Genomic DNA, 26,405 nt, shown 5'->3' on the forward strand with positions numbered 1-26,405 from the left:
CTCGCCCCGAGACCTCATTTCAATTCAGGATGCGTTCCATGTTGGGAACGATGACAAACTCTTCTCGCCACTTGGCGATGAAACGGATGAACTCCGGCTTCCAGTGCATGCCGACGCGCGGCGTCTGCTGCACGTCGGTCTGCGATATCTCGGTGACCTCGTAGACCTTGTCGGCGGTGACGCCGACCAGGACCGGCTCGCCGTCGAGCGTGAGCTCGATGACGACGATGCGCGTGTCGGCCGAATTGTCGAGCTGCGGCATGCCGAAGCGGATGCGCAGGTCCGCAAGCGGAATGACGTTGCCGCGCACGTTGATGACGCTCGGAACGAAGGCCCGCGCGCCCGCCACCTTGGTCACCGGCACGGGATCGATGATCTCGCGCACGAGGCCTGCGTCGAGCGCGAACTTCTCCTCGCCGAGGCCGATCATTACGACCTGCATCGCGTCGGCGTGATGCTCGCCCGTCAAACCATCGTTCATCAGGCCGCCTCGCTGATATGCTGTTTCTCGACCTTCGACTGCGCCAGCGTGACGAGCTGCGCGACATCGAGGATCAGCGTCGCCGTGCCGTCACCCAAAATCGTCGCGCCGGAGAAGATCGTGACGTCGGAGTGCAGCTTGGAGAGCGACTTGATCACGGTCTGGTGGTTGCCGATGATCTGGTCCGCGACAAGACCGACGTGCGTCTCACCGGTCGAGATGATGATCGTCTTCTGGTGCCGGTCGGGCGTACCCGACGCAGTCATGATTTCGCGCAGCCTGAGGAAGGGCACGAGATTGCCTCGCACGTTGAGGAAGTTGCGGCCGCGGGAGCGCTCGTCCTCGGCGGTCAGCTCGATGCATTCCTCCACGGCCGACAACGGAATGATGTAGCGGCCCTCGCCGACACGGATCAAAAGACCCTCGATGATCGCAAGCGTCAGCGGCAGGCGCAGCGTCACCGTGGTGCCCTGGCCCGGCCGGGTCGACAGATCGATCGTGCCGCGCATGTTCTCGATGGTGCGCTTGACGACGTCCATGCCGACGCCGCGGCCCGACAGCGCCGAGATGGTCTGCGCGGTCGAGAAGCCCGGGTGGAACAGGAATTGGTGGATCTCGTGATCGGTCAGCACGGCGCCGGAGGCGATCAGCCCCTGCTCTTCCGCTTTCGCGCGGATGCGCGCGGTGTTGAGGCCGCCGCCATTGTCCTTCACGGTGACGAGCACCTGCGCACCGGAATGAACGGCCGCGAGCTCGATCCGGCCCTGCTCCGTCTTGCCGTTGGCGGAGCGGGTCGCGGTGTCTTCGATGCCATGGTCGATGGCGTTGCGGATCAGGTGAACCAGCGGATCGGCCAGGCACTCGATCATGGTCTTGTCGAGCTCGGTGTCCTCGCCCGTGGTGACGAATTCGACCGGCTTCGACAGGTCGCGCGACAAATCGTGCACCAGGCGGCGGAAGCGGCCGAACAGCGAGCCGATCGGTACCATGCGCGCGCCCATCGTGGTGTCGCGCAGGGAGGAGGCGAGGCGCTCGATTTCCTCGGCGATCATCTTGATCGAGAGATCCGAGCCGGACGAGGCGAGCTGCGTCAGCCGCGCCTGGGCGATGACGAGCTCGCCGACCCGGTCCATCAACTCGTCGAGACGCTCGGCCTGGACGCGGACGGTGGCGATGCCGCGATCGTCACGCTTGGCCTCGGGTTTCGGTTCAGACTTCGATTCAGGCTTGGCTTCCGGCTTCGGCTCTGCCTTGAGGAGGGGCTGCGCGGCGACGGGCGCGTCAGCGACCTCGACCGCCGGCGCGGCCATCTCGGCCACGGGAGCCGGCTCTTCGTCGAGGAGCTGGAACAACGGCAGCGGCGCGGGCGCTTCAACCTGCTCAAGCGGCGAGAGCGTCAGCTTCATCTCGTCCTGGACGAACATGAAGACGTCGTCGATCGCGTCCTTGTCGCAGGCGGCGTGCAGCTTGACGTCCCACTTCAGATAGCAATCTTCCGGCTCCATCTCGTCGAGGAACGGGATGCCGTCGGTCACGGGCACGACGAAGCACGGGCCGAGCTTGCAAAGGTCTTCCAGCAGATCGAGCGGGTTCGAGCCGTTGCGCAGGATGTGGGATTCAAATTCCAGATACAGGTGCCAGCCGGCCTGCTTGCTTTCACCGGGGGCCAGCGGCGGCGCTTCGGCGATTTCGGCGACGGGCGCGGCGGACTGGTCGGGAAACACGAAGCGCTTGAGGTCGTCGAGGATGGCCTCGCCGATGATGTCGTCGGTCGACTGCGGATCCTCGATCAGCGCGCGGATATAGTCCTTGGCCGCAAGCGCGACCGAGATCAGCTCCTGCGTCGGCTTGATCTCGCCCTTGCGGACGCGGTCGAACGCGGTCTCGAATTCGTGGGTAAAGGAGGCGACCTTGTCGAAGCCGAACATGGCGCCCGAGCCCTTGATCGTATGCAGGGCGCGGAAGGCGGAATCGACCAACTCGCGGTCGTCGGGACGCTGGCCGAGATCGAGCAGGGCCCCTTCCAGGACCTCGAACAACTCGCTGGCTTCCTGGCGAAAGACCTCTGTCGGGTCCATCGCGTTCATGCACGCACCAGCTTGCCGACCACGGCGAGCAGCTGCTCCGGCTTGAACGGCTTGGTAATCCAGCCGGTGGCGCCGGCGCTCTTGGCTTCCTGCTTCACCGTGTCGTTGGATTCGGTGGTCAGGAACACGATGGGCATGCCGACCGCGCTCGGCAGCTTGCGCAGCGCCCGGATCAGCTCCAGCCCGTTCATGACGGGCATATTGAGGTCGGTGATGACGAGGTCGAGCTTGCCGGCCTGCGCCTTGGCGAGCCCTTGTGCGCCGTCGCCGGCCTCGATCACGTTGTGACCGGCCGGCTCGAGCACGACCTTGATCATCTGACGGATGCTGGGGGAATCGTCGACCGTGAGAATCGTGGCCATCAGGTGCCATCTTTCTTTTGCGGGAAGTGCTGATCGATCATCGCATCGCTGGCGAAGCCGGCGCGGCGAAGGGTGTTGCGCAGAGACTGGGAGAACGATGTGAGCACCACCGGGCGGCCTTGGGCCTCGCCCGTCTTGGCGGTCGACAGCAGAAGCTGGATCGAGGTTACGTCGGCCTTGTCGACGCTCGAACAATCGATCTCGAGCCGGTCCTGCCGGCCGAAAGCTTCGCGGATCAGGTCATAGACACTGCGGATCGCAGCGATGCTGCAATCTGCAGGCAGCCGTAGGGACCACTTCGGCTCAGTGACGTCAGACGGCATTCGTCCCCCAGATTTCCTCGGGATTCGCTGCACGCATGACGCGAATCTCGCGCGACGACTATTCGCTTGGGAGAGTGTGCAAACCCCTAATGGGCATCACCGTACAACTACGGGTCACAAACCGAAGAACTTCGCGCATGCATGCAGGCGTGCATGGTTCGCTCAATTCGCATGCGCTGTGCGCAGTCTTGAGTCAGTTCGCCGCAGCCCGGGCGTTTGCTCCGCGTTAAATCGCAAAGACTATTCGTGGAGGTCACGCCTCGCATCCGAACGAGACCGGCCGCCGATGCTGACCCAAGCGCTTCTCGTTGATGACAGCCGCTCTGTCCTCAATTTCCTGAAACGTCATATCGAAGCCGAAGGCCTGGTCGAGGCCACGACGTTCCTCGATCCCGTCGAGGCGCTGGCTTGCGCACGCGAGCGCGTCTTCGACCTCGTGCTGGTCGACTACGAGATGCCGCATATGGACGGCATCAGCTTTATCCGCGCCTTCCGCACCCTGCCCGGCTGCGCCGACATCCCGATCGCAATGATCACGTCGCGACAGACCGATGACGTCAAGATGGAAGCGCTGCAGGTTGGTGCAACCGATTTCTTACCGAAACAGCCACAGAGCCTCGAGATGACGGTGCGCCTGCGCAACTTGGTGCGCCTTGGTGCAGCCGTGCGCAAGCAGAACGACCGTGCCGCCGATCTGGCGAGCGCGGTCGCGGCCGCGACCCAGAAGCTCGGCGAGCGCGAGGAGGAGATCATCCTGCGGCTCGCGCTTGCGGTCGAATACCGCGACAACGACACCGGCGAGCACACGCTGCGGGTCGCCCGCTACAGCCGCATCATCGCCGAGCAGCTCGGCCTGCCGCCCCGGCTCTGCCGCGACATCTATCTGGCCGCGCCCCTGCACGACGTCGGCAAGGTCGCCATCCCCGACCATATCCTCCTCAAGCCCGGCAGGCTCACCGACGATGAGATGGCGGTGATCCGCACCCATGCGACGATCGGCGAAAAGATCCTGGCGGACTCCAGCTGCGAGCTGATCCAGCTCGGTGCGCAAATTGCCGCAGGCCATCACGAACGCTGGGATGGCGCGGGCTATCCGAACGGCCTTCAGGCAGACGAGATCCCGGTCGCCGCACGCGTCGTCGCGGTCGCCGACGTCTTCGACGCCCTGACGACGCGCCGGCCATATAAAGAGCCGATGCCGCTCGACGTGGCGCGCGACTATCTGGTCGAGAACCAGGGCCGGCAGTTCGACCCGGCCTGCGTCGAGGCCTTCCTGTCGCGCTGGGACGAGGTCGTGGAAATCGCCGCCGGTCAGCAGGCGACGCCGTATCAGAAGACCGAAGCCCCTCTCGCGCCCATTATAGAGTGTGCGGCAGAGAGCCCTGCGGTCGAGGACCGGTTGCCTGAGCCCGTCCCGGCCGCCTGACATGATCCATCCGGCAAATAGCTTGCCGCGGCTTCGCTTCTCCGGTCGCAGGTTTGAACCTGTTCCTGCTAGAGTGCACCAACAACCAAGAGTGATTCCGGTCACATTTGTCTGGACGCGCCGCTGCTAAGCATCGGACCAGGACGGGGACCGGCGATTTATCGGTCGAATTGGATGAGAATTCCCATGAGAAGCCTGATCAGCGCTGGTGTCGGCGCGTTCTGTCTTGCGGCCCCCGCTTTGGCGGAGACCCCTGCCGCGATCGTCGAGGACGTCCAGGGCAAGGTCGATGGCATCGCGTTCATGGACTATGTCGCGCCCGGCAAGATCATCAAGCTCGGGCCCAAGGCCAGCATCACGCTCAGCTACCTCAAATCCTGCCAGCGCGAGACCATCAGCGAAGGCGTCGTCCTGGTCGGCGCCGAGCAGAGCACCGTGCAGCTCGGCGAGGTCAAGCGCGAGAAGGTGCCCTGCGATACCAATGCAGCAAAACTGTCCGAGCGCGAGGCCAACCAGAGCGCCGCAACGACCTTCCGCACCATGCGATCGGACGTCAAGGGAGCGCCGCCGGCCAAGCTGCCGACGCTCTATGGCGTCGCCCCGCTGATACAGGCCAAGAGCGGCAGCACGCTGGTGATCGAACGTACCGACGGCAAGGAGCCCACGATCAGCGTGCCGCTCAAGAGCGAGATCATGGTCGGCGGCAAGTTCTACGACTTTGCCAAGGCCGGAAAGACACTGACCCCGGGCGGCAGCTATCTCGCCATCCTTGGCGCCAAGCGCTACGCCTTCCAGGTCGATGCCAGCGCCACGTCATCGCCGACGCCGATCGTCGGTCGGCTGCTGCGGCTCGAATAGGCGGTCTGCGACGGGGCGATGCGGCGGATCGGGGGACGGGACATCGTTGCGGCCATCCTGATTGCGCTCGTTGCGGGCGCGATCTTCACGTCCCCGCCGCTTCAGACACTGCAAGGTCTCTCGCTCGATATCCTCACCGCGATGCGCGGCAAGCTGGTCGGCGACCACCGTGATCCCGCAACATCGCCGGTCGTCGTGGTTGCGATCGACGGGGAGACCTACGACACTCCCCCTTTCAAGGGATCGCCGACCCAGACCTGGACGCGCGAGATCGGCCGGGTGCTCGGAAGCATCACCGAAGGCGGCGCCAAGGTCATCGGCTTCGACGTGATCTTTCCAAGCTCGATCGAGCAATCGGAGATTCCGTTCGGCGATGCGTCGTTCGGCAGCCGCTTGAAGGGCTTTGACCGGGACTACCTCATCGCACTCCGGCAACTCTCCGACGGCGGCAAGCTGGTGCTTGGCGAGATCCTCAGCAATGACCATCCGGACGTACCCTACCCCGCACAACGACTTGCGGTGAAAAACAATGTCCGCGCCCTCAACGTGCATACCGACACCGATGATGTGATCCGGCGGATGCCGCTGAGCTTTGCCATCGACGGCAAGCCTGTCCCTGCGATGGCGGTCGAACTCGCCGCGCGTGCGCTCGGCACGACGCCCGGGAACGGACCATCCGGCGCGATGCAGCTGCCCGGCTACACGATCCCGAGCGCGGTCCCCAACACGTTGACGCTCAACTACCGTGGCATGGGCCGCGACGTCCCGGCCTATTCTTTCGCCGACCTGCGTGCCTGCGTCGAGAAAGGCGACCGCGATTTCTTCCGCCGCGCCTTCGACGGCAAGGTTGTGCTGCTCGGCACCGTCCTGAACTTCGAGGACCGCAAGCTCACCTCGATGCGGCTTTCCGGCGGATATGACGGCTCGCCCGCACCGCGTTGCGCCCTGCCCGCCCCGGCCGGCACCGCGCAGAAGGCCCGCAGCGACATCGCCGGCGTGTTCGTGCATGCTACCGTCGTGCGAAACCTGATCGAGCGCGACGCCGTGACGGAGCTCGGCTTTCCGGCGCGGACCGTCCTCACGATTGCGTTCGCGGCGATCATCGCCTGCGCGGCCTGCATGCTCGCACCCGGCGGCGCGGTGATCGCCTGGCTCGCCCTCACCGCCGTTTACGCCGCCGTGGCGGTCGGCGCGTTCGTGCATGCCCTGGCGCTGCCCTTGACAGAGCCCGCGCTCGCGAGCCTGGCGGCGCTCGCGATGATGATCGGCTACCGCTTCATGCTGGCCGATCGCGACGAGCGTTTTCTGCGCAAGAGCTTCGCCTTTTATCTCGCGCCCGAAGTGATCAACACCATGGTTGCCTCCGGCAAGATGCCGGCGCTCGGCGGCGAGATGCGCAACGTCACCATGTTCTTCTCCGACCTCAGCGGCTTCTCCTCGATCGCAGAGACGATGACGCCGGGCGAGCTGGTGACCCTGATGAACGAATATCTCTCGGCCATGACCGACATCATCGAGAGCCATGGCGGCTATGTCGACAAATATATCGGCGATTCCATCGTCGCGATGTTCGGCGCGCCGGCCGACGATCCGGCCCACGCGCGCAACGCGGTTCACGCCGCGCTGAAGTGCCACGAGAAGCTCGCGGAATTGAACGCCAGCAATCCCGCCTTCGCAGGCCACGGCCTGTCGCACCGCATCGGGCTCAACAGCGGCGAAGCCGTGGTCGGCAATATCGGCTCGCGCCGCCGTTTCAACTACACCGTGATGAGCGACACCGTGAACGTCGCCTCGCGCCTCGAGGGCGCCAACAAATATTACGGCACCGCCATCATGGCCTCGGAAACGACGATGGCGCAGACCGGCGACACTTTCGCCTGGCGTGAGCTCGATGCGATCAGGGTGCTCGGCCGCGGCGAGGCGATCCAGGTGTTCGAGCCGCTCGCGGACAAGGGCGCGGAGAGCGCCGAGCAGACGAAGGTGGCCAGAGCGTATGCGGAGGGGCTGGCGTGCTGGCGGGCAAGGGAGTTTGCGAAGGCGGCCGAGGCGTTCGACGGCGTCGCGAAGATCGACCCGGCGTCGGCGCTGTTCGCCAAGCGCGCAAAAGCCCTCGCCGCAAATCCACCATCGCCAGAGTGGACGCCAGTCAATACGCTGGAAGGAAAGTAGCGGTTGTTTACTCTTCGTCAGAAGGCTCAAGGAATGACGTTCGCGGCACGCAACCTGCTGAAGAGATCGAAAAAACTGTCGTCCGTCGCCTGATATTCAAGGAAACCGAGCTTACGGCTCTTGCTCATATCGGTGACGACTTCGATAGGTCGGCCCAAGTCGGCATCGGTGTGCCATGCCGACGAAAGGACGGAGAGGTCTCTTTCGACGAGATCATACTTGAGCGCGATATCAGCCCATATACGACCTGAATCGGCAAGCTGACGCTCAAGCGGCGAAATTTCCTCTGGAAAGGGGGCAGGCTGCAACCCGAACCAGCCGGCCAGTCGCGCCCACATCCAGCTCCATCGGAAGACATCGCCATTTACGACGTTGAATGCCTGGTCTCGCGCGACCGTCGTCGTCGCGGCCCATTCCAGGTGCCGCGCCAGCAATCTGGCATCCGTCATATCCGTCAAGCCGGTCCATTGCATCGCCGAGCCTGGAAAGAGAAATGGCCGCCCCGTTTCTCGACAGATCGTCGCGTAGACGGCAAGCGTCGTTCCCATGTTCATGGCGTTGCCTATCGCATAACCGATGATCGTGTGCGGGCGGTGAATGCTCCAGCTGAAACCACCGCGCCTGGCCGCATCGAATAGTTCGTCCTCCTGAGCGTAGTAGAAGTTCTCGACATCGAGCCGCGGTTGCTCCTCGCGGAATGGCGTCGCGGGCAGCCTGCCTTTACCGTAGGACTCGAACGGTCCCAGGTAATGCTTTAGCCCGGTGACCAGCGCGACATGAGAAAGCGTATCTGCGCCGGAAAGTGCCCCCAGCACGTTGCGCACCATCGCAGCGTTAACGCGGATATTTTCCGCCTCGGTTGGCTGACGTAGCCATGTGGCGAGAAACACGTGAGTGGGACGAAGGCTCGCCAGGATGTCGCGAAGCGAGGCCGGATCCTGCAGATCGGCCGCGATGGGACGAACACCATCGAGGCCGCTTGGTGGGCGCCTTGCGAGCCCAAGCACCTGCCAGCCGCGATCGCTGAGATGGCGGGCGAGATTGCTGCCGACAATACCGCTGGCGCCGACCACAAGCGCTGTGTTCGTCATCGCTACGCCCTCCTGTTCGGTTGAGGAGGTAGGAACGATCGCACGAGGCAACAGAGCATTTCGGCGTCCGTCACCACTTATTGAAAGGGAACCGGCCTGACAGGCGAACTCGCCTCGTGCCGCGAGGAGAGCTCCCCTTTGGAGCGGCAACGTCAGCTGAGCGGTCACAAACCGTCGCTAAAACGGCAATCCCACATAATTCTCCGCGAGCAGCCGCTGCGCCGTCTCGGACGAGAGCAGGTACTCGAGCTCCGTCTGCTGAAGCCGGTCCTCGTATTCGGAACGGTCGGGAAAACGATGCAGCAGCATCGTCATCCACCACGAAAAACGCTGCGCTTTCCATATCCGCGCAAGCGCCTTGGCGGAATAGCCCGCAAGGCCGGAATCGTCGCCGTGCTGATAATGCGCAAGCATGGCGTGGTAGAGATAGTAGATGTCGGAGGCGGCGCTGTTGAGCCCGCGCGCGCCGGTCGGTGGCACGATGTGGGCGGCATCGCCGGCGAGGAACAGGCGGCCGTAGCTCATCGGCTCGGCGACGAAGCTGCGCAGGGGCGCGATGCTCTTCTCGATCGAGGGCCCGGTGATCAGGTGGCCGGCGACCTCGTCCGGCAGGCGACGCTTCAGCTCCGTCCAGAACGCATCGTCGCTCCAGTCCTCCACCTTGTCGGTCAACGGCACCTGGACGTAGTAGCGGCTCAGCACTTGTGAGCGCAGCGAGCAGAGCGCAAAGCCGCGTTCATGCTTCACATAGATCAGCTCGGGCGACACCGGTTTCGTGCGCGACAGCACGCCGAGCCAGCCGAACGGATAGACCTTCTCGTATTCGCGCAGCACGTCCTTCGGGATGGACCTGCGGCTGACGCCGTGAAAGCCGTCGGCGCCAACGACGTAGTCGCAATCGATGCGGACGATCTCGTCGTTCGATCGATAGGTCACGTAGGGCCGGTCCGACGTCAGATCGTGTGGCGTCACGTCCTCGGCGTTGTGCACGACCTTGCCGCCGAGGCGATCGCGCGCCTCGTAGAGGTCGCGCGTCAGCTCGGTCTGGCCGTAGACCAGCACCGAATTGCCGCCGGAATGCTTGTGCAGGTCGATGTGGGAGAGCACGCCGTCATGCGCGATCTCGAAACCGTTGTGGATCTCGCCCTCGCGGTCCATCCGCTCGCCGCACTGCGCCTCGCGCATCAACCTGGCGAAGCCGTGCTCGAGCACGCCGGCACGGATGCGGGCGAGAACGTGGTCGCGGCTGTATTTCTCCAGCACGACCGTATCGATGCCCTTCAGGTGCAGAAGCTGGGACAACAGCAGCCCGGACGGCCCACCGCCGATGATGCAGACCTGAACTTTCATTTTTACGTCCTCCCGTCGCTGCGTTTTTTGCAGATCCGCCGCCGCAAACCGATGGAGGGTTTCGTCTTTGTCTTGTACTATTCGAACATGAAAAGCGCAGCCTCAGCCCCGGCAATCCGGGTCTACAACCTCTTCGGCGAGTCCGGCGATCTGCCCGACGTCGTGCATTGCGAGACGATCGCGTCACGCTCGGTGCTGCACGACTGGACGCTGGCCGTGCACCGCCATGCCCGGCTGCACCAGGTGCTGCTGATCGAGCGCGGTGGTGGCGAGGCGACGCTCGACGGGCGCGTGGTGCCGCTCCGGCCAATGCAGGTCGTCAATGTGCCGGTCGGCCATGTCCACGGCTTCCGCTTCGAGCCCGATACCCAGGGCTGGGTGCTGACCATCGCTGCGGAAATTCTGGACGAGGCACTGCTTGCCTCGGAAGGACTGCGCGGCGCCCTGTCCCGATCGGCCGTGGTGCGCGGCACGCCGCAGATCCGCACCACCATGAAGCAGATCTTCGCCGAGCACGCCGCGCGCGATTTCGGCCGCGCGCACGTGCTGCGTGCACTGTCGGCGGCCATGATCGGGCTGGTGGCCCGCGCGCTCACCAGCGAGAGCGGCGGCAACGGCACGGCGGAAAGCGGGTTGTTCCGCCGCTTCGAGGCGCTGTTGGAACAGCATCATCTGGAACGCTGGAGCGTTGCGGACTATGCCGGCGCGCTGTCGATCACGCCGACCCATCTCAACCGGCTGACGCGGGCGGCGACCGGCGACACCGCCTCCCACCTGATCCTCAACCGGCTGATCCGCGAGGCGCGTCGCAACCTCGTCTACACCAATTTGCCGGTCTCGACGATCGCCTACGCGCTCGGCTTCGAGGATCCCGCCTATTTCAGCCGCGTCTATGCCGCGGCCACGGGCCTGTCGCCGCGCGCCTTTCGCGCCCAACTCCATGGCGGCGAGGCTTGAGGCCATCCCACGTCGATGATCCGGTCCTCGGGTGCGCGCAACAATCCAGACATCGACGTGCGGCGCGCATTTGCGGCCGGTCGTATCCGCGATCGCGCCGGGCTGTCGAGATCCGAACCAGCGCGCCACTTACCTTCGTATAGAGCATCCAACCCTTTGGATACGCGCCGTTTACCTCCGTACAATTGAGCGTGGCATGCGCACGCATTAACGTGACTGCATTCGGAATCCTGGCGCTGATAGCAGCAACCTCCCTTAACTGGCGCGGGACGGCCCCCCCTCCGGCCGTCTGCGCCGCCTTTTTCCGCGGGCCATCGGCGACTTCGACGTTTTCCGGCCGGCACACAGCCCTGGCGGCTGAACCTGCCGGCTTCAATGCGGAACTGGGGATTAGTGCATAATGTCTTCGTTTGAGAAGATTGCGGTCTTCATCGATGGCCCCAATCTCTATGCCGCCACCAAGGCGCTCGGTTTCGATATCGACTACAGGCGCCTGCTCGGCGAATTTCACGGCCGAGGTACGTTGCTGCGAGCCTTCTACTACACGACCGTGAGCGAGGATCAGGAATACTCGTCAATCCGCCCATTGATCGATTGGCTCGACTATAACGGGTACACCGTCGTCACCAAGCTCGCCAAGGAGTTCGTTGACGCCACGACCGGCCGCCGCAAGATGAGGGGCAGCATGGATGTGGAACTCGCCGTGAACGCCATGGAACTCGCCGAGCACGTCAATCAGATCGTGCTGTTCTCGGGCGATGGGGATTTTCGTTCACTGGTGGAAGCCGTGCAACGCCGCGGCGTCCGCGTGACGGTCGTCTCCACGCTTGCGAGCCAGCCTCCCATGGTTGCCGACGAACTGCGCCGGCAGGCCGACGTCTTCATCGATTTGACAGAGCTGAAGCCAAGAGTGGGGCGCGCCCCGGCCGAGCGGCCGGGATCGCGCGAGATGCGCCCGCAACCACCGCAAGCCACCACGCGCGGATCGATCAATCGAGGCGACCAGGTGGAATGATCCTGCGGGGCGATCGGCGGATCGTCAGACGTCGAAGAACACCGTCTCCTCCGCCCCCTGCAGATTGATCGTGAAGGAGTACACGACCTTGCCGGCGCGCTCACCGCGCGTGGCGATCAGCGTCGCGCGCCGCACCGGCGGCTCGACCAGGTTGAGCACGGGGTCGGCGGCATTCGCGGCTTCTTCGTCGGAGAAATAGAGCCGCGTATTGAGACCGATGTTGATGCCGCGCGCGACGATCCAGATATTGACGTACGGCGCGCCTTTGCGGCCTGCCTTGTCCGTGATCGCGCCCGGCTTGATGGTCTCGAACGTCACCAACCCGCTCTCGAAATCGGAGCCGGCGCGGCCCCAGCCGCGAAACTCCTCGTCCACCGGGCCGGCCGGGCGATCGGCCGGATGGTTATAGCGGCCGGTTGCGTTGGCCTGCCAGATTTCGAGCAGCACATCGCGCAGCGGCGTGCCGCTGCCGTCGAACACCTTGCCCTCCAGCGTGATGCGCTCGCCTGGCGTGTTCGGCGTCACCAGCACGTTAGAAAAGTTCTTCTTAAAAATGTCGAAGCCGGCCATGGCCGGGATCAGGCCGATATGGACGTAGGGCCCGGCGGTCTGCGAGGCGGTTTCCTTGAGATAGTCGAGCGGCTGCGGCATTGGCTCAGTTCCCCGCGGTGCGATTTTCGAAATAGGTGGAACGCTGGCCGCGCAGCACGATGTCGAAGCGGTAGGCGAGCGAGTCGAACGGCGTCGAGGCGTTGAGGTCGAGCGGCGCCACGAGGCGGTCGAGCGCGTCCTTGTCCGGGATCGTCGTCAGGATCGGGCAGACCGGGATCAGGGGATCGCCCTCAAAATACATCTGGGTGATCAGCCGCTGCGCAAAGCCCGAGCCGAACACCGAGAAGTGGATGTGGGCGGGACGCCAGCTGTTGACGAAGTTGCGCCAGGGATAGGGACCCGGCTTCACGGTGCGGAAATAATAGTAGCCGGTGTCGTCGCTCAGCGCGCGGCCGCAGCCGCCGAAATTCGGATCGATCGGGGCGAGATAGGTGTCCTTCTTGTGCCGGTAGCGACCGCCGGCATTGGCCTGCCAGAACTCGACCAGCGTGTTCGGCACGCCGCGGCCGGTCTCGTCCAGCACGCGGCCATGGACTATGATGCGCTCGCCGACGGGATCGCCATCCTTGGCGTAGTTGCGGATCAGATCATTGTCGAGCGGGCCGAGATCGTTGTGGCCGAACACCGGACCCGTGATCTCCGAGACCGAGTTCTCGATCGACAGCAGCGGCTGGCGCGGCGAGCGCAGCACCGAGGATTTGTAGCCGGGCGCATGTGCCGGTGGATGGATCGAGCGGTCGCGCTGGAAGAAGCCGCCGTCGCGAAGGCTGAACGGCTCGGGTCGGTTGAGGCGGGGATCCTGCAAGGCTGGCGCCTGGACGTTCATCGGCGTTGTCTCTCCCTGTGGCGCCCGGGTCCGGGGGCGCGGCTTATCGGGAGATCATGGGACGATCTATTCTCAAGATAAATAGATCGATTATAATGAATTACATGAAGGAAATCGATCATTTGGCGCTCGACGGCCACGCCCTCGAACTGTTCCTTGCCGTGCTGGAGGAAGGCTCGGTCACGGCGGCAGCGACGCGGCTTGGTCTGACGCAATCGGCGGTCAGTCACGGGCTGAACAAGTTGCGGCGGATCGCGGGCGATCCGCTGTTTGCCAAATCCGGCCGCGGCATCGTCGCCACCGCCCATGCCCAGGCCTTGGCTGCGAAAGCGCGGGCGCTGATCGACGAGATGCGCAGCTTTGCCGGCGGCGTCACCTTCGAGCCGGCGCGCGCGCAGCTTTCGCTGACGATCGCCGCCAATGATTTCCAGCGCGATCTGCTGTTGCCGCGGTTCTTCGATCATGTCGCGGGACAGGTCAGGAGCCTGAACCTGCGCGTGATCCCCTCGCAATCGCCGTCGCCCGCGATGCTGCGCGAAAACCGCTGCGATCTCATGGTCACGCCGCTGCCGCCATCCGGCGTGGACATCGTGCAGAAGCGGCTGCTCAGCGATCACTACGTCTGCTACTTCGATCCCAAGGCGCGCACCGCGCCGGCCGGCCGCAGCGCCTATCTCGCAGCACGCCACATCACGGTGGTCTATACCGACAACGAGCGGCTCGACTTCGACCGCCGGCTGGCGGCGAACGGCTTTCTTCGTGACATCGCCATCTCCGTGCCGAGCTTTTCCGGCGTGCCGCCCTTCCTGCACGGCTCGCAGATGCTGGCCAGCATGCCGAGCCTGCTCGCCTCCGGTGTGATGCGCGGCTTTGCGCATGTACCGATTCCGCTGGCGTCGCGGACAAAGACGCTGGCCGAGCTGCCGATGTTCATGGTCTGGCATCAGCGCTATCAGAAAGACCCGGCCCATCGCTGGATCCGCGGCCAGCTCGAAACCGTGGCGGCAACGGCGGCCGGAGACTGAGCCTCGGTTACGGTTTCAGGGAAGTCTGCCCTTCGCCAAACCCACTGGTTGCGCGAGGGCCGCCACGCTAGAATTGTCCCATGACAGTGACCGATATTGCGAGCCGGACCTACAATCATAGCTGGCGGCTGGACCCCATCATCCGCAGCCTGCTGGATACCGACTTCTACAAGCTATTGATGTTGCAGATGATTCGGGAGGACTATCCGAATCAGCAGGTGACCTTCTCGGTCATCAACCGCTCGCGCCATGTGCGGCTGGCCGAGATCATCGACGAGGGCGAGCTGCGCGCCCAGCTCGACCACGCCCGCACCATCCGCTTCGCCAAGAAAGAGCTGATCTGGCTTGCCGGTAACACCTTCTACGGCAAGACCCACATGTTCTCGGCGGACTTCATCCGCTGGCTGGCCGAATTCCGGCTGCCCGAATACGAGCTGCGCAAGGTCGAGGGCCAGTACGAGCTGCATTTCCACGGCCCCTGGACCCACACCACGATGTGGGAAATTCCGGCGCTCGCCATCCTCAACGAGTTGCGGTCGCGCGCCGCGATGAAGGGCCGCGGCCGCTTCGAGCTCGACGTGCTCTATGCCCGCGCCAAGGCCAAGCTGTGGACCAAGGTCGAGCGGCTGCGCCAGCTCGAGAATTTGCGGCTCTCCGACTTCGGCACCCGCCGCCGCCACGGCTTCCTCTGGCAGCGCTGGTGCGTCGAGGCGGTGAAGGAAGGCCTGGGCCCGTCCTTCATCGGCACCTCCAACGTGCTGCTGGCGATGGACAATGATCTCGAAGCCATCGGCACCAATGCGCATGAGCTGCCGATGGTCGCGGCTGCGCTTGCCAAGGACGACGAGGAGTTGCGCTGGGCGCCCTATCGCATTCTCGACCAATGGCGCCAGACCTATGGCGGCAATCTCCTGATCGCGCTGCCCGACGCCTTCGGCACCAAATCCTTCCTGCGCGATGCGCCGGAATGGGTCGCCGACTGGACCGGCTTCCGCCCCGACAGCGCGCCACCGATCCAGGCCGGCGAGGAGATCATCGCCTGGTGGGAAAAGAAGGGCCGCAACCCCAAGGACAAGCTGCTCGTCTTCTCCGATGCGATGGATGTCGGCTCGATTGAGGAGACCTATCACCACTTCTCCGGTCGCTCGCGGCTCTCGTTCGGCTGGGGCACCAACCTCACCAATGATTTCGTCGGCTGCCCGCCGGACGGCTCGTTCAATCTCGATCCCATCTCGCTGGTCTGCAAGGTGTCGTCGGTTGACGGCCACCCGGCCGTCAAGCTCTCGGACAATCCGGAGAAGGCGACCGGCATGCCCTCCGAGATCGAACGCTATTTGCGCGTGTTCGGCGACGCTGGCCGGGTGCGCAAGCCGGTGCTGGTCTAGCGCCGGACCAAACTCTCTCGATCAGGTAAACCGCGCAGGACGAATGCGAGGCATTGGTTCGCCACGACCGCATCGGTTCCGGTTGGTCGGCATTTGCAACGATCTGCGGGCATCCGCTTCACGACGCTTTCACCCTGCAGTGCAGTCGCCTGCGTCCTTGGGGTCGAGTTAAGCAACTTTCCCCTCTACTTGGCGTTGCAGGCGCGACGCTCCGGTGGGGTCGTTGATCGATTTGGGGAATGCAGGGTGTTTCGCAGAACAGCGACGTCGACGAAGGGGCGTAGTTTCCTTCACGTCATCAAACTTGTCTCGCCATTCGTGATGGTCGTCGTGCTCCAGGCAACGATCGCGGGATTCAGCCTCGAGGTGATGTCATCGGTCCGCGCCTATGTCGCGGGCGAAGCGATGTGGTCGCGGTCACAGAAGAACGCGGTCTATTTCCTCAATCTCTATCTGCATTCAGGCGAACCGAGCCAGTTCACCCACTACCAGGCGTCCCTCGCCGTTCCCATCGGCGATGAGTTCGCGCGCTGGGCACTCGAGCGCGATCCGGTCGACGTCGAGGCCGCCCGCGTCGGGTTTCTGCAAGGCGGCAACCATCCCGATGACGTTCCGGGATTGATCTGGCTGTTCCGCTATTTCAACCGCGTCAGCTTCCTCCAGGAAGCGATCCACGAGTGGGCGGCCACCGATCCCATGTTGCTGGAGCTCAGCGTCTTCGGCGAGGTCATCCGGTCCGAGTTGGCGCACGGACCCATTGAGGACCGCGACCGCCTGCGGCTGCTGTCGTCGCGGCTCTCGGAACTCAACACGCAGTTCACGGTGCATGCAAAGCGGTTCTCGACCGTCCTCGGCGAAGGCTCGCGCGCCATCAAGGTCACGCTGACGTGCATCAACATCGTGGCGGCCGCGACGCTGATCCTGCTCCTGATCTGGCACACGCGGCGCTTGATGCTGCAACGACAGGCGTTCGAGGATGCTTTGCATGCCGAGAAGGAGCGCCTGGCATGGCAGGCATCGCACGACTGGTTGACCGGCCTGTCCAACCGCCGCGCCTTCGAGGCGCGCCTGCAAAGCGTGCTGGACACCACCGCGGCGGGTTCGCTGGGCCTGATCCTGCTCGACCTCGACCAGTTCAAGAGCGTCAACGACACCTGCGGCCACCTCGCCGGCGACCGCCTGCTCTGCCAGGTCTCGCGCCTGCTGCAACAGGACCGGGGGCCGCATGATCTGGTGGCCCGGCTCGGCGGCGACGAATTCGGCCTGATCCTGCCGCAGTGCTCGCCCTCGACCACCGTCGATATCGCCGAACGCCTGCGCAGATCGCTCGAGCTGTTCACCTTCGCCTGGGACGATCGTTGCTTCGCGGTGACTGCCAGCATCGGCGTCGCCTGTATCGCGGACGGCAACACCACGCTCGAGGACGCCATGCGGCGCGCGGATGCCGCCTGCTACCGCGCCAAGGAAAAGGGGCGCAACCGGGTACAGGTCGACAATGGCAGACCGGACGTCGTCGTCGTTGCAGCCCGTCCGCGCGAGGCCGTCGCAGCGCGAGGTTGACAGGCGCCGGCGCCCTCTCAACCCCGGCATCCGATTGCAGACATCGTCCAACGGCGTCGCAGCGGCGCGGCTATGTGACGCCGCGGCCACATTGCTCCCAAAAAACTGCGTCTTTCGCTTTCCGCCACACCGCCTTGCGCGCTGATCCACGATGGCCAGAACCTCCCTCGCTAAGCATGGCACCAGCCAACGTTGCGGTCCGAATTCCGCCCGGACCGTGCCGAAAGAGGAGTTTGCAGGTGCCCTGGAATGGTTTGTTGCCCCCGCCCCGGATCCGTCGCGCGAAGACGTGTCGGCGGCGTGCGTTTCTCTTGAGCACCGCGATCGGCGCTGTTGCCGCAGGTGGTGCGCTGCCGTGGCTCGCGACGCCGGCAGAGGCGGCCTGTGTGGTGACTGGAAGCGGCGCGCAGGCAGCGCTGCAGTCAGGCGATTCGATCACCTGCACCGGAGCGGGCAACACCCAGATCAAGACGGCGCCCGTGGTCAGCGGTGTCACCGTCAACATTGGAGACGGCACCGCGACCTCTCTGAATGACCCGACCTTTGCCAGCGTTGTCCTCGAGGCGGCATCCAATAGCGCGGCCAAGGTCTTCGGCAACGCAACGGTCACATCCGCCAACAGCGACGGCATTGCAGTGATCGGCGGCGGCGGCAACACCATCACCGTGGATGCCGGCGCCATGGTTGGGTCATCGAGCCTCGGCACGTCGGGGCTCGCACTGGCCAATTCGAGCAACAACATCATCGTGATCGGAGGTACGGTCGGAAACGGCGTCACCGGAGCCATCAGCATCAGCATCGGTGCCGGGTCGGCGAACAATCAGGCGAACATCCTGTCGAGCGGCTTTGTCCATGCCATCAATGTCGCGGCCGTCGATCTGAGCGGCGCGGCCGACGGCAACGTCGTCAGCAACGCCGGCACGATCTCGAGTGCCTCGGGCACGGCAATCATCGGCTCGGCCAATCAGGACACCATCATCAACTCAGGCACGATCATCAGCGGTGGCGTCAGCACGGCTGTCGACCTGAAGGGAGGCAACGACGTCTTCGAGTTGCGAGCGGGATCGAGCATCACGGGATGGGTCCTCGGCGGCAACGGAACGGACACGCTGCGCCTGGGCGGGGCCACCAACGCAGCGTTCAATCTCAGCATATTCGGCGCGGCCGGTCAGTTCCGGGAATTCGAGGTGCTGGAAAAGACCGGCAGCTCCACCTGGACGATGAACGGCTCGACGACGGAGATCGCGACCATGAATGTCCTGGCCGGCACCGTCGAGGTGAACGGCTCGATGCCCAACATCGCGACGACCGTCAGCGCGGGCATCCTCAGCGGTAACGGCGCGATCGGCAATATCACGGTGCTATCGGGCGGCACGGTCTTGCCCGGCAATCTCGGTACGCTGACGAGCTCCGGCAATGTCACATTCAACGCCGGCTCGACCTACGCGATCTCCGTCACCGCTACCGGACAATCCGAGAAGATCCTCGCGGTCAGCGCAGCGTTGAACGGCGGCACCGTCGCAGTCAACACGATCGCCGGCGCCTATAACCCCTCGACGCAATACACGATCCTGAGCACGACGACTGGCGTCACCGGCAGCTTCTCGGGCGTGACTGTCAGCGGATACAATCCGCTGCTCTTCGCTTCCTCCCTCAGCTATGACGGGTTCAGCGTCTTCCTGACGCTCAACTACAACAACGCCGCATTCCTCTCCCTCGCCCAGACGCAGAACCAGAAGGCCGTGGCCGGCGCCTTGAGCGCGTTCGGTCCCAACCTGCCTTTCCTCTCCTCCTTCGCAGGCCAGAGCGACGCCCAACTCCGTTACAGTCTGGACCAGCTTTCGGGTGAAGCCGCCACCGGCGCCCAGCAGGGCGCCTTCCAGTTCACGAGCCAATTCCTCGGCCTCATGCTTGATCCGTTCGTAGGTGGACGCAGTGGCATGAGCACCGGCGACACGGCGCTTGGTTTCAGCCCCGAACGCGCCGCGCTGCCGGACGATATCGCCCTCGCCTACAACAAGGTGCTGGGGACGCCTGCCATGAAAGCGCCGGTCTTTGCGGAGCGCTGGACGGCTTGGGGCACGGCGTTCGGCGGTACCAACCGCACCAGCGGCGACCCCGTCGTGATCGGCAGTCACGACCTCGGCGCGCGCACCGGCGGCGTCGCGGCCGGCGCCGATTATCATTTCGGCCGCGATGCGCTGGTCGGTTTCGCGCTGTCGGGCGGCGGCACCAAATGGGACCTCGCGCAGGCGATCGGCGGCGGCAAGAGCGATGCAATCCAGGCCGGCGTCTACACCGCCGTGCGTACAGGGCCGGCCTATTTCGCCGCCTCTCTCGCCGTGGCCAATCATTGGATGTCGACAGACCGGCTCGCTCCGTTCGGCAACCAGCTCACCGCCAAATTCGACGCGCAAACCGTCGGAGGCCGCATCGAGGGCGGCTATCGCTTCGCCACGCCGATTGGCGGCTTCACGCCGTACGTGGCGGCGCAGGCGCAGGCTTTTCGCACACCGACTTATACCGAGGCCGATCTGGCCGGCAGCGGCTTTGGCCTGACCTATCAGGGACGCACGGCCTCCGACACACGGAGTGAGCTCGGCGCGCGCTTCGATCGCGCGACGCTGGTCACGCCGAACTCGGTCCTCACGTTGCGCGGCCGCGCGGCCTGGGCCCATGATTGGGTGAGCGATCCGACGCTCGTCGCCGCATTCCAGACGCTGCCCGGCGCGAGCTTCATCGTCAATGGCGCAACGCCGGCCAAGAACACCGCGCTCGCATCTGCCGGTGCCGAGCTGAAGTTTTCGAACGGCGTTGCCCTGTCGGCGAAGTTCGACGGCGAGTTCGCGGCGCGCAGCACCACTTATTCCGGCACCGCGAGCCTGCGATACGCTTGGTAGCCGCTTGGCCTCCTCAAGGCGACCGTGCGCCGACCGGCACGATCCCGAGGCCGGCGAGATGCGTATCGACGAATTGCTCGACCTGCTGGCGCAGCATCTGGGGCGGCACCGCCACCATGCGCTCCTCGAGGCCGAGCGAGATGATTCCGTGCACGGCGGAAAACAGCGTGCGCGACAGCAGCGCGATCCGCACGTCGTCCGCAGCCGGTAGCAGCTGCACCAGGGGTGGATGCATCAGCGCGAAAGCGTCCATCACCATCTGAAGGATGTCGTCGGGATAAGGACGGTCGTCCTCCATCCGATGCTCGAACAACGAGCGCAGCAGGTTTGCGTGCTCGGCGAAAAATTCGAGATAGGTCGCGGCCAGCCCGTAGAGCTGGCGAACGGGATCTTCCCCCGGGACCTCGCCAAGCCGCACCGTGAGCGCCTGAACCGTCTCCCGATTGACCGTCAGGATCACCCCGTCGAAGTCGCCGAACTCGTTATAGACGCTGCCCACCGAGCAGCCGGCAGCCTCCGCAACGTCACGAACCTTCAATGATCTCAGCCCCTTAGCTGAAATAATGTCGCGGGCGATCTCCAGGATCTGGAGCCTCCGCCGATTTTTTTTCTGGTCGCGTGGCGATTCTTCTTGAACATTGTTCATTTTCAAGCTACTCATGTGAACATTGTTCAAATTAACCCGGAGATCTGCAAAATGCAAACCCTCGCTGTTGATATCGCCACCACCTTCGTCGACGACGCCGCAGCTCTCGTGGCCGGCCTTGGCCGGGCCGTCCTCAAGTTCGCGATGCAACCGATCGATCGCATCGCAAATGCCTGCGACATCGCTGGCGTGCTCACCGAGCGCCGCGCGACCTTTCGGATGTGGCGGGCGAGCCGCGCCCGTAGCCGTCACGCGGGCCGTCGGTTCAGCCTGCTCGGCCGCCTCTCGCCCTTTCGCCACCTCGCTCATCTCACCTGAGGCGTGCGCACCCGGGACGTTCCGGTCGGCTCGAATGCAAGACCCGGTTGCAAGGAAGGACTTACCATGTCCCGACATTCGCAACCGATGTCGCGGCCTTTGGCGATGCGGTTCAACTTTTCCTCATCGCTCCGCGCGGTATCCGGAAAAGCGCGGCCAGTCCGTCCGAACCACGGCTGCGACCAGATATTTGCGAACCTAACGAGACCATTTGGAGACCAACAGGATCGGAAGGGTCGAGGGGACAGAGCAGGCCGGCGACCGTCGTCATCCAGCCATCGTTCGTCCCGTAAGCTTCCGGTCGTGACGCCTCACCGACAACGTAACAATCTCAGGCTGCCTTCCCAAAACAGGACTTGTCATGATCAGGGAATTGATGTCGTCACGCCGCTTTGCGCCGCTGTTCTGGGCGCAATTTTTCTCGGCGCTCAATGACAACGTGCTCAAGAACGCACTCGTCATCATCCTGCTTTACAGTGCCGCGACCGGCCACGGCGACGCGCTGGTGACGGTCGCAGGCGCCGTCTTCATCTTCCCCTATTTCATCCTGTCGGGGCTCGGCGGCCAGCTCGCCGACAAATACGTCAAATCCGTCGTTGCTCGGCGGCTCAAATTCGCGGAGATCTTTGCGGCGGCCTTTGCCGCCGCCGGCTTCTTCCTGCACTCGGTGCCGCTGCTGTTCACGGCGCTCGCGCTGTTCGGCGTCATCGCCGCCCTGTTCGGTCCCGTGAAATACGCCATGCTGCCGGACCAGCTCGAGCTCGGTGAGCTCGCAACCGGCAACGCGCTGGTCGAAGGCGCCACCTTCATGGCCATCCTGCTCGGCACCGTCGCCGGCGGCCAGTTCGTGGCCGGCTCCGCGCATATGGGCTGGGTTGCATCGGCCGTGGTCCTGCTGGCCCTGCTGTCCTGGGCCTTCGCCTCCCGCATTCCGCAGACGACGCCATCCGCCCCCGACCTGCCCGTCACCGCCAATCCCTGGACCTCGACGGTCGGCCTGTTGAAGACGCTCTACGCGGACAAGCGGCTGTGGGACGGCACCGTGATCGTCTCGTGGTTCTGGCTGGTCGGCGCCATCGTGCTGTCGCTGCTGCCGGCGCTGGTCAAGGAGGTCGTCGGTGGCACCGAAGGCGTGGTGACGCTGTGTCTTGCGACCTTCGCGATCGGCATCGCCATCGGCTCGCTGTTCGCGGCCAGCCTGAGCCACGTCCGCCCGAACCTCGCGCTGGTGCCGATCGGCGCGATCATCATGGGGTTTGCCGGCCTTGATCTCGCCTGGGCCATCGGTGTGACCGCCAAGGGGCAGGACATCGCCGCGGTCGACTTCGCAACCTCGTTCGCCGGCCTGCGCATGCTGATCGACTTCGTCGCCTTCGCATTCGGCGGTGGCCTGTTCGTCGTTCCGTCCTTTGCTGCCGTCCAGGCCTGGTCGCAACCGACCGAGCGCGCTCGCATCATCGCCGCCGGCAACGTGCTGCAGGCTGCCTTCATGGTGGTCGGCTCGCTGTTCGTCGCACTGCTCCAGGCAGCTGGCCTCCATATCGGCTGGATCTTCTTCGGCCTCGGCGTCGCCAGCTTCGGCGCGGTGTGGTTCGTGCTGACCAAGTGGGGCAAGGAAGGCGTACGCGATTTCGGCGGGCTGCTGTTCCGCGCGCTGTTCCGTACCGAGGTTCGTGGCCTCGAGAACCTGCCGCCTCCGGGCACGCGCATGCTGATCGCACCGAACCATGTCAGCCTGATCGATGGCCCGCTGCTGCACGCCGTGCTCCCGATCGATGCCAGCTTCGCGGTCGATACCGGCATCTCCAAGGCCTGGTGGGCCAAGCCGTTCCTGCGGGTGGTCAAGCACTACACCATGGACCCGACCAAGCCGCTGGCCGCACGCGACCTGATCAAGCTCGTCGCCGCCGGCGAGCCGGTGGTCATCTTCCCGGAGGGACGCATCACCGTCTCCGGCTCGCTGATGAAGGTCTATGACGGCACCGCGATGATCGCGGACAAGGCCGACGCGGTGGTCGTGCCCATTCGCATCGAGGGCGCGCAGCGCTCGCATCTCAGCTATCTCAACGGCAGCCAGATCAAGCGCTCGTGGTTTCCGCGGGTGACGGTTACGATCCTGCCGCCGGTCAAGCTTCCGGTCGATCCGTCGCTGAAGGGCAAGGCACGCCGCAATGCCGCGGGCGCCGCGCTCCAGGACGTGATGATCGACGCCATGGTCAAGAACGCCATGCTCGATCACACGCTGTTCGAAGCGCTCGGACATGCTTATCGCGACCGCGATACCGGCAAGGTCATCATCGAGGACGCGCTCGGCACCAAGCTGACCTATCGCAAGCTGATCCTCGGCGCGCAGGTCTTGAGCCGCAAGCTCGAAGCCGGCACGGTAGCCGGCGAGAATGTCGGCGTGCTGCTGCCGAATTCCGCGGGCGTCGCCGTCGTCTTCATGGCGCTGCAAAACATCGGCCGCGTCCCGGCGATGCTCAACTTCTCCGCCGGCCCGGTCAACGTCCTCGCCGCCATGAAGGCCGCGCAGGTCAAGACCGTGCTGACCTCGAAAGCGTTCATCGAGAAGGGCAAGCTCGACAAGCTGATGGCCGCGATCTCCGCGGAAGCCCGCGTCGTCTATCTCGAGGATGTCCGCGCTTCGATCGGTACGGCCGACAAGATCAAGGGGTTGCTCGCAGGCACCGCGCCGCGTGTCGCTCGCGAGGCGAATGATCCGGCCGTCGTGCTGTTCACGTCGGGCTCGGAAGGCACGCCCAAGGGCGTGGTGCTGTCCCACCGCAATATCCTCGCAAACGCCGCACAGGCGCTGGCGCGAGTCGACGCCAACGCCAATGACAAGGTGTTCAACGTGCTACCGGTGTTCCACTCGTTCGGGCTCACCGGCGGAATGATGATGCCGCTGCTCGCTGGCATTCCGATCTACATGTACCCCTCGCCGCTGCACTACCGCATCGTGCCAGAGCTGATCTACCAGACCGGCGCCACGATCCTGTTCGGCACCGATACGTTCCTCACCGGCTATGCGCGCTCGGCGCACGCCTACGACTTCCGCACGCTGCGCCTGGTGATCGCCGGCGCGGAGGCGGTGAAGGATCGCACACGTCAGGTGTTCATGGAGCGCTACGGCATCCGCATCCTGGAAGGCTATGGTGTCACCGAGACCGCGCCGGTGCTGGCGATGAACACGCCGATGGCCAATCGCCCCGGCACCGTCGGCCGCCTCTCGCCGCTGATGGAAAGCCGCCTCGATCCGGTCCCCGGCATCGAGGAAGGTGGACGCCTCTCGGTGCGCGGACCGAACGTGATGCTCGGTTACCTCAGGGCCGAAAACCCCGGCGTGCTCGAACCGCTCGCCGAGGGCTGGCACGACACCGGCGACATCGTGGCGATCGACGCGGCCGGCTTCATCACCATCAAGGGACGCGCCAAGCGCTTCGCCAAGATCGCGGGCGAAATGGTCTCGCTGTCGGCGGTCGAGAGCATCGCGACGACGCTGTGGCCGCAAGCCGCCTCGGTCGCCGTGTCGATCCCCGACCAGCGCAAGGGCGAGCGCATCGTGCTGCTGACGACGGAGAAGACCGCCGAGCGCAGTGCGATGCAGGGCCAGGCCAAGGCGATTGGCGCGTCCGAGCTGACCGTGCCCGCGGCGATCATGGTGGTCGACAAGGTGCCGTTGCTCGGCACCGGCAAGACCGACTATGTCACGGCAACGACGATGGCCCGTGAGCAGGCGTCCTCGCCGGAGCGCGAGGTTGCGTAAAGACGACAAGTCCACGGCCGTCGCTCCGGCGGAAGCCCGGTGCGACGGCGTCGTCCTGCTTCACGGCATCGGCGTCGGTGCCTGGACGCTGAAGAGGCTGGATCGGGCGTTGCAGCGTCACGGCTTCGCCACGCTCAATCTCGGCTACCCCAGCCGCAAGAAGCCGCTCGAGGAGCTTGCGGAAGACATCCACGCGCCGGTCGCCGCGTTTGCAGCGCAATGCGACGGCGCTATCCACTTCGTCGCCCATTCCATGGGCGGGCTACTCGCCCGGGTTTACATCGCGAGATATCGTCCGGTGCGGCTCGGCCGTGTCGTGATGCTGGGCACGCCCAACGGCGGCAGCGAAGTCGCCGATCTCCTGAAGGACCTTTCGCTCTACCGCGCTGTTTTCGGTCCGGCCGGCTCGCAGCTTTCGACAGCCCAGCCCCCTGTGCTCGCCGCCCTGCCGTCGCCCGATTATGCGATCGGCGTCATCGCGGGATGCCGCACCACCGCGCCAATCACCTCGGCCTTTGTCCTGCCGCGGCCCAATGACGGACGCGTTTCCGTCGAAAGCGCGAAATTGGCCGACATGGCCGACCACATCGTCGTCAAGGCATCGCACACCGGACTTCCACGAAATGCCGTCGCGATCGAGCAGACGATCGCGTTCCTGCACGAAGGCCGCTTCAATCCGATCACTTGAGCAGGAGATAGCGAACCGGGTTGTCGTCGCACTGCCCCGCGCCGCACTCCAGCACGGTGGACAAGAGATTGGCGGCGACCAGCAACGCAAAGATCGCGAAGACCGTGTTCGATGCCGCACCGTTCAAAGGCGCGTCCCCGTCTCGCTTGCCGGTCACATCCTTCAGGATGAAGACGAGCGCGACATAACACACGATCCCGATCGCCGCGATCAGCGCCCAGGTGTAGAAATGCAGCCCGAACAGCGCCGAGCCGTATCCGGGATCGCCGAGCGCAAGATGCAGCGATACCTGCCGCATCGAGATGAAGCCGGTGACGAGGCTGGCCACGAGGATCATCGCGTAATGAGACCCGCGTTCGCCGAGGCGCAGGTTGAACAGGAACCCCATGCCGACCGCGATGAACCCGGCCCTTTGCAACAGGCAAAGCGGGCAAGGCAGCTCGCCGAGCGCAAGCTGATAGGCGAACGCCACCGTCAGGATCAACGAGATCCCAAGCAGCCCAAGCATGTTCAGGACCGCGCCGACCGGCCGTTGCTCGCTCAGCTCTGCAGGGCTCATC

At 64.6% G+C, this 26,405-nt stretch carries 22 protein-coding genes; 12 read left to right on the forward strand and 10 right to left on the reverse strand.

The window, feature by feature from the left end:
• Positions 1-19 precede the first annotated feature (19 nt).
• The 4 genes from AB7Z56_RS35455 to AB7Z56_RS35470 are packed head-to-tail and all read right to left on the reverse strand — an operon-like array spanning position 20 to position 3,253.
• Positions 20-481 (reverse strand): chemotaxis protein CheW, encoded by a 462-nt coding sequence (locus AB7Z56_RS35455; protein ID WP_166350025.1) that lies wholly within the window; start codon positions 479-481, stop codon positions 20-22.
• A complete protein-coding gene (locus AB7Z56_RS35460; protein WP_063985244.1) occupies positions 481-2,568 on the reverse strand; it encodes a chemotaxis protein CheA in 2,088 nt (695 codons plus the stop codon). The genes AB7Z56_RS35455 and AB7Z56_RS35460 overlap by 1 nt, the downstream gene beginning before the upstream one ends.
• A complete protein-coding gene (locus AB7Z56_RS35465; RefSeq protein WP_008142319.1) occupies positions 2,565-2,930 on the reverse strand; it encodes a response regulator in 366 nt (121 codons plus the stop codon). Before AB7Z56_RS35465 ends, AB7Z56_RS35460 begins: the two co-directional genes overlap by 4 nt.
• Entirely contained in the window at positions 2,930-3,253 is a 324-nt protein-coding gene (locus AB7Z56_RS35470; RefSeq protein WP_063985245.1) for an STAS domain-containing protein, read from the reverse strand. Before AB7Z56_RS35470 ends, AB7Z56_RS35465 begins: the two co-directional genes overlap by 1 nt.
• 286 nt (positions 3,254-3,539) lie before the next feature.
• Here AB7Z56_RS35470 and AB7Z56_RS35475 point away from each other — a divergent pair, with 286 nt between their 5' ends.
• The 3 genes from AB7Z56_RS35475 (at position 3,540) to AB7Z56_RS35485 (ending at position 7,706) form a co-directional block, all read left to right on the forward strand.
• Complete coding sequence (locus AB7Z56_RS35475; protein WP_063985246.1) at positions 3,540-4,679, forward strand: response regulator; 1,140 nt, start codon at positions 3,540-3,542, stop codon at positions 4,677-4,679.
• Between the two features lie 186 nt (positions 4,680-4,865).
• On the forward strand, positions 4,866-5,537 hold the full coding sequence (locus tag AB7Z56_RS35480; RefSeq protein ID WP_283018482.1) for a hypothetical protein: 672 nt from the start codon (positions 4,866-4,868) through the stop codon (positions 5,535-5,537).
• An 18-nt stretch (positions 5,538-5,555) separates the two neighbouring features.
• Entirely contained in the window at positions 5,556-7,706 is a 2,151-nt protein-coding gene (locus tag AB7Z56_RS35485) for a CHASE2 domain-containing protein (protein ID WP_441256750.1), read from the forward strand.
• Positions 7,707-7,732: 26 nt separating this feature from the next.
• Here the strand turns inward: AB7Z56_RS35485 and AB7Z56_RS35490 are convergent, their stop codons facing one another.
• Positions 7,733-8,797, reverse strand: a complete 1,065-nt coding sequence (locus AB7Z56_RS35490) for an SDR family oxidoreductase (RefSeq protein WP_063985249.1) — start codon at positions 8,795-8,797, stop codon at positions 7,733-7,735.
• Between the two features lie 177 nt (positions 8,798-8,974).
• The gene (pobA, locus tag AB7Z56_RS35495) at positions 8,975-10,147 is read right to left on the reverse strand and encodes a 4-hydroxybenzoate 3-monooxygenase (RefSeq protein WP_231144289.1); all 1,173 of its coding nucleotides are present in this window, start codon (positions 10,145-10,147) and stop codon (positions 8,975-8,977) included.
• A 51-nt stretch (positions 10,148-10,198) separates the two neighbouring features.
• Here pobA and AB7Z56_RS35500 point away from each other — a divergent pair, with 51 nt between their 5' ends.
• Complete coding sequence (locus AB7Z56_RS35500) at positions 10,199-11,104, forward strand: helix-turn-helix domain-containing protein (protein ID WP_063986646.1); 906 nt, start codon at positions 10,199-10,201, stop codon at positions 11,102-11,104.
• A gap of 400 nt (positions 11,105-11,504) precedes the next feature.
• Positions 11,505-12,119, forward strand: coding sequence for a LabA-like NYN domain-containing protein (locus AB7Z56_RS35505; RefSeq protein ID WP_063985251.1), 615 nt, complete (start codon positions 11,505-11,507; stop codon positions 12,117-12,119).
• 24 nt (positions 12,120-12,143) lie between these two features.
• Here AB7Z56_RS35505 and pcaG read toward each other — a convergent pair whose 3' ends face one another.
• Positions 12,144-12,770 (reverse strand): protocatechuate 3,4-dioxygenase subunit alpha, encoded by a 627-nt coding sequence (pcaG, locus tag AB7Z56_RS35510; protein WP_063985252.1) that lies wholly within the window; start codon positions 12,768-12,770, stop codon positions 12,144-12,146.
• Between the two features lie 4 nt (positions 12,771-12,774).
• Complete coding sequence (gene pcaH / locus AB7Z56_RS35515) at positions 12,775-13,557, reverse strand: protocatechuate 3,4-dioxygenase subunit beta (protein ID WP_063985253.1); 783 nt, start codon at positions 13,555-13,557, stop codon at positions 12,775-12,777.
• 95 nt (positions 13,558-13,652) lie between these two features.
• Here pcaH and AB7Z56_RS35520 point away from each other — a divergent pair, with 95 nt between their 5' ends.
• The 4 genes from AB7Z56_RS35520 (at position 13,653) to AB7Z56_RS35535 (ending at position 20,427) form a co-directional block, all read left to right on the forward strand.
• The gene (locus tag AB7Z56_RS35520; RefSeq protein ID WP_063985254.1) at positions 13,653-14,582 is read left to right on the forward strand and encodes a LysR family transcriptional regulator; all 930 of its coding nucleotides are present in this window, start codon (positions 13,653-13,655) and stop codon (positions 14,580-14,582) included.
• Positions 14,583-14,662: 80 nt separating this feature from the next.
• Positions 14,663-15,967 (forward strand): nicotinate phosphoribosyltransferase, encoded by a 1,305-nt coding sequence (pncB, locus tag AB7Z56_RS35525; protein WP_028159033.1) that lies wholly within the window; start codon positions 14,663-14,665, stop codon positions 15,965-15,967.
• 246 nt (positions 15,968-16,213) lie between these two features.
• Positions 16,214-17,527 carry a GGDEF domain-containing protein gene (locus AB7Z56_RS35530; RefSeq protein WP_041955081.1) on the forward strand — a complete coding sequence of 438 codons (1,314 nt, stop codon included), beginning with the start codon at positions 16,214-16,216 and terminating at the stop codon, positions 17,525-17,527.
• 311 nt (positions 17,528-17,838) lie between these two features.
• Complete coding sequence (locus tag AB7Z56_RS35535; protein ID WP_231144288.1) at positions 17,839-20,427, forward strand: autotransporter outer membrane beta-barrel domain-containing protein; 2,589 nt, start codon at positions 17,839-17,841, stop codon at positions 20,425-20,427.
• Positions 20,428-20,440: 13 nt separating this feature from the next.
• Here the strand turns inward: AB7Z56_RS35535 and AB7Z56_RS35540 are convergent, their stop codons facing one another.
• Entirely contained in the window at positions 20,441-21,073 is a 633-nt protein-coding gene (locus tag AB7Z56_RS35540; protein WP_283018848.1) for a TetR/AcrR family transcriptional regulator, read from the reverse strand.
• 51 nt (positions 21,074-21,124) lie between these two features.
• Here AB7Z56_RS35540 and AB7Z56_RS35545 point away from each other — a divergent pair, with 51 nt between their 5' ends.
• The 3 genes from AB7Z56_RS35545 to AB7Z56_RS35555 all read left to right on the forward strand — a co-directional run bounded on the left by AB7Z56_RS35545 (position 21,125) and on the right by AB7Z56_RS35555 (position 25,845).
• The gene (locus AB7Z56_RS35545; protein ID WP_063985255.1) at positions 21,125-21,391 is read left to right on the forward strand and encodes a hypothetical protein; all 267 of its coding nucleotides are present in this window, start codon (positions 21,125-21,127) and stop codon (positions 21,389-21,391) included.
• Between the two features lie 361 nt (positions 21,392-21,752).
• Entirely contained in the window at positions 21,753-25,157 is a 3,405-nt protein-coding gene (locus AB7Z56_RS35550) for an acyl-[ACP]--phospholipid O-acyltransferase (protein WP_063985256.1), read from the forward strand.
• Positions 25,150-25,845 (forward strand): esterase/lipase family protein, encoded by a 696-nt coding sequence (locus tag AB7Z56_RS35555; protein ID WP_063985257.1) that lies wholly within the window; start codon positions 25,150-25,152, stop codon positions 25,843-25,845. The genes AB7Z56_RS35550 and AB7Z56_RS35555 overlap by 8 nt, the downstream gene beginning before the upstream one ends.
• Here the strand turns inward: AB7Z56_RS35555 and AB7Z56_RS35560 are convergent.
• Positions 25,838-26,404 (reverse strand): disulfide bond formation protein B, encoded by a 567-nt coding sequence (locus AB7Z56_RS35560; protein WP_063985258.1) that lies wholly within the window; start codon positions 26,402-26,404, stop codon positions 25,838-25,840. The two genes, AB7Z56_RS35555 and AB7Z56_RS35560, sit on opposite strands and share 8 nt — an antisense overlap.
• Between the last annotated feature and the right edge of the window lies 1 nt (position 26,405).

Source organism: Bradyrhizobium sp. 482_C4_N1_8, from assembly GCF_052075965.1.
Lineage (GTDB): Bacteria > Pseudomonadota > Alphaproteobacteria > Rhizobiales > Xanthobacteraceae > Bradyrhizobium > Bradyrhizobium barranii.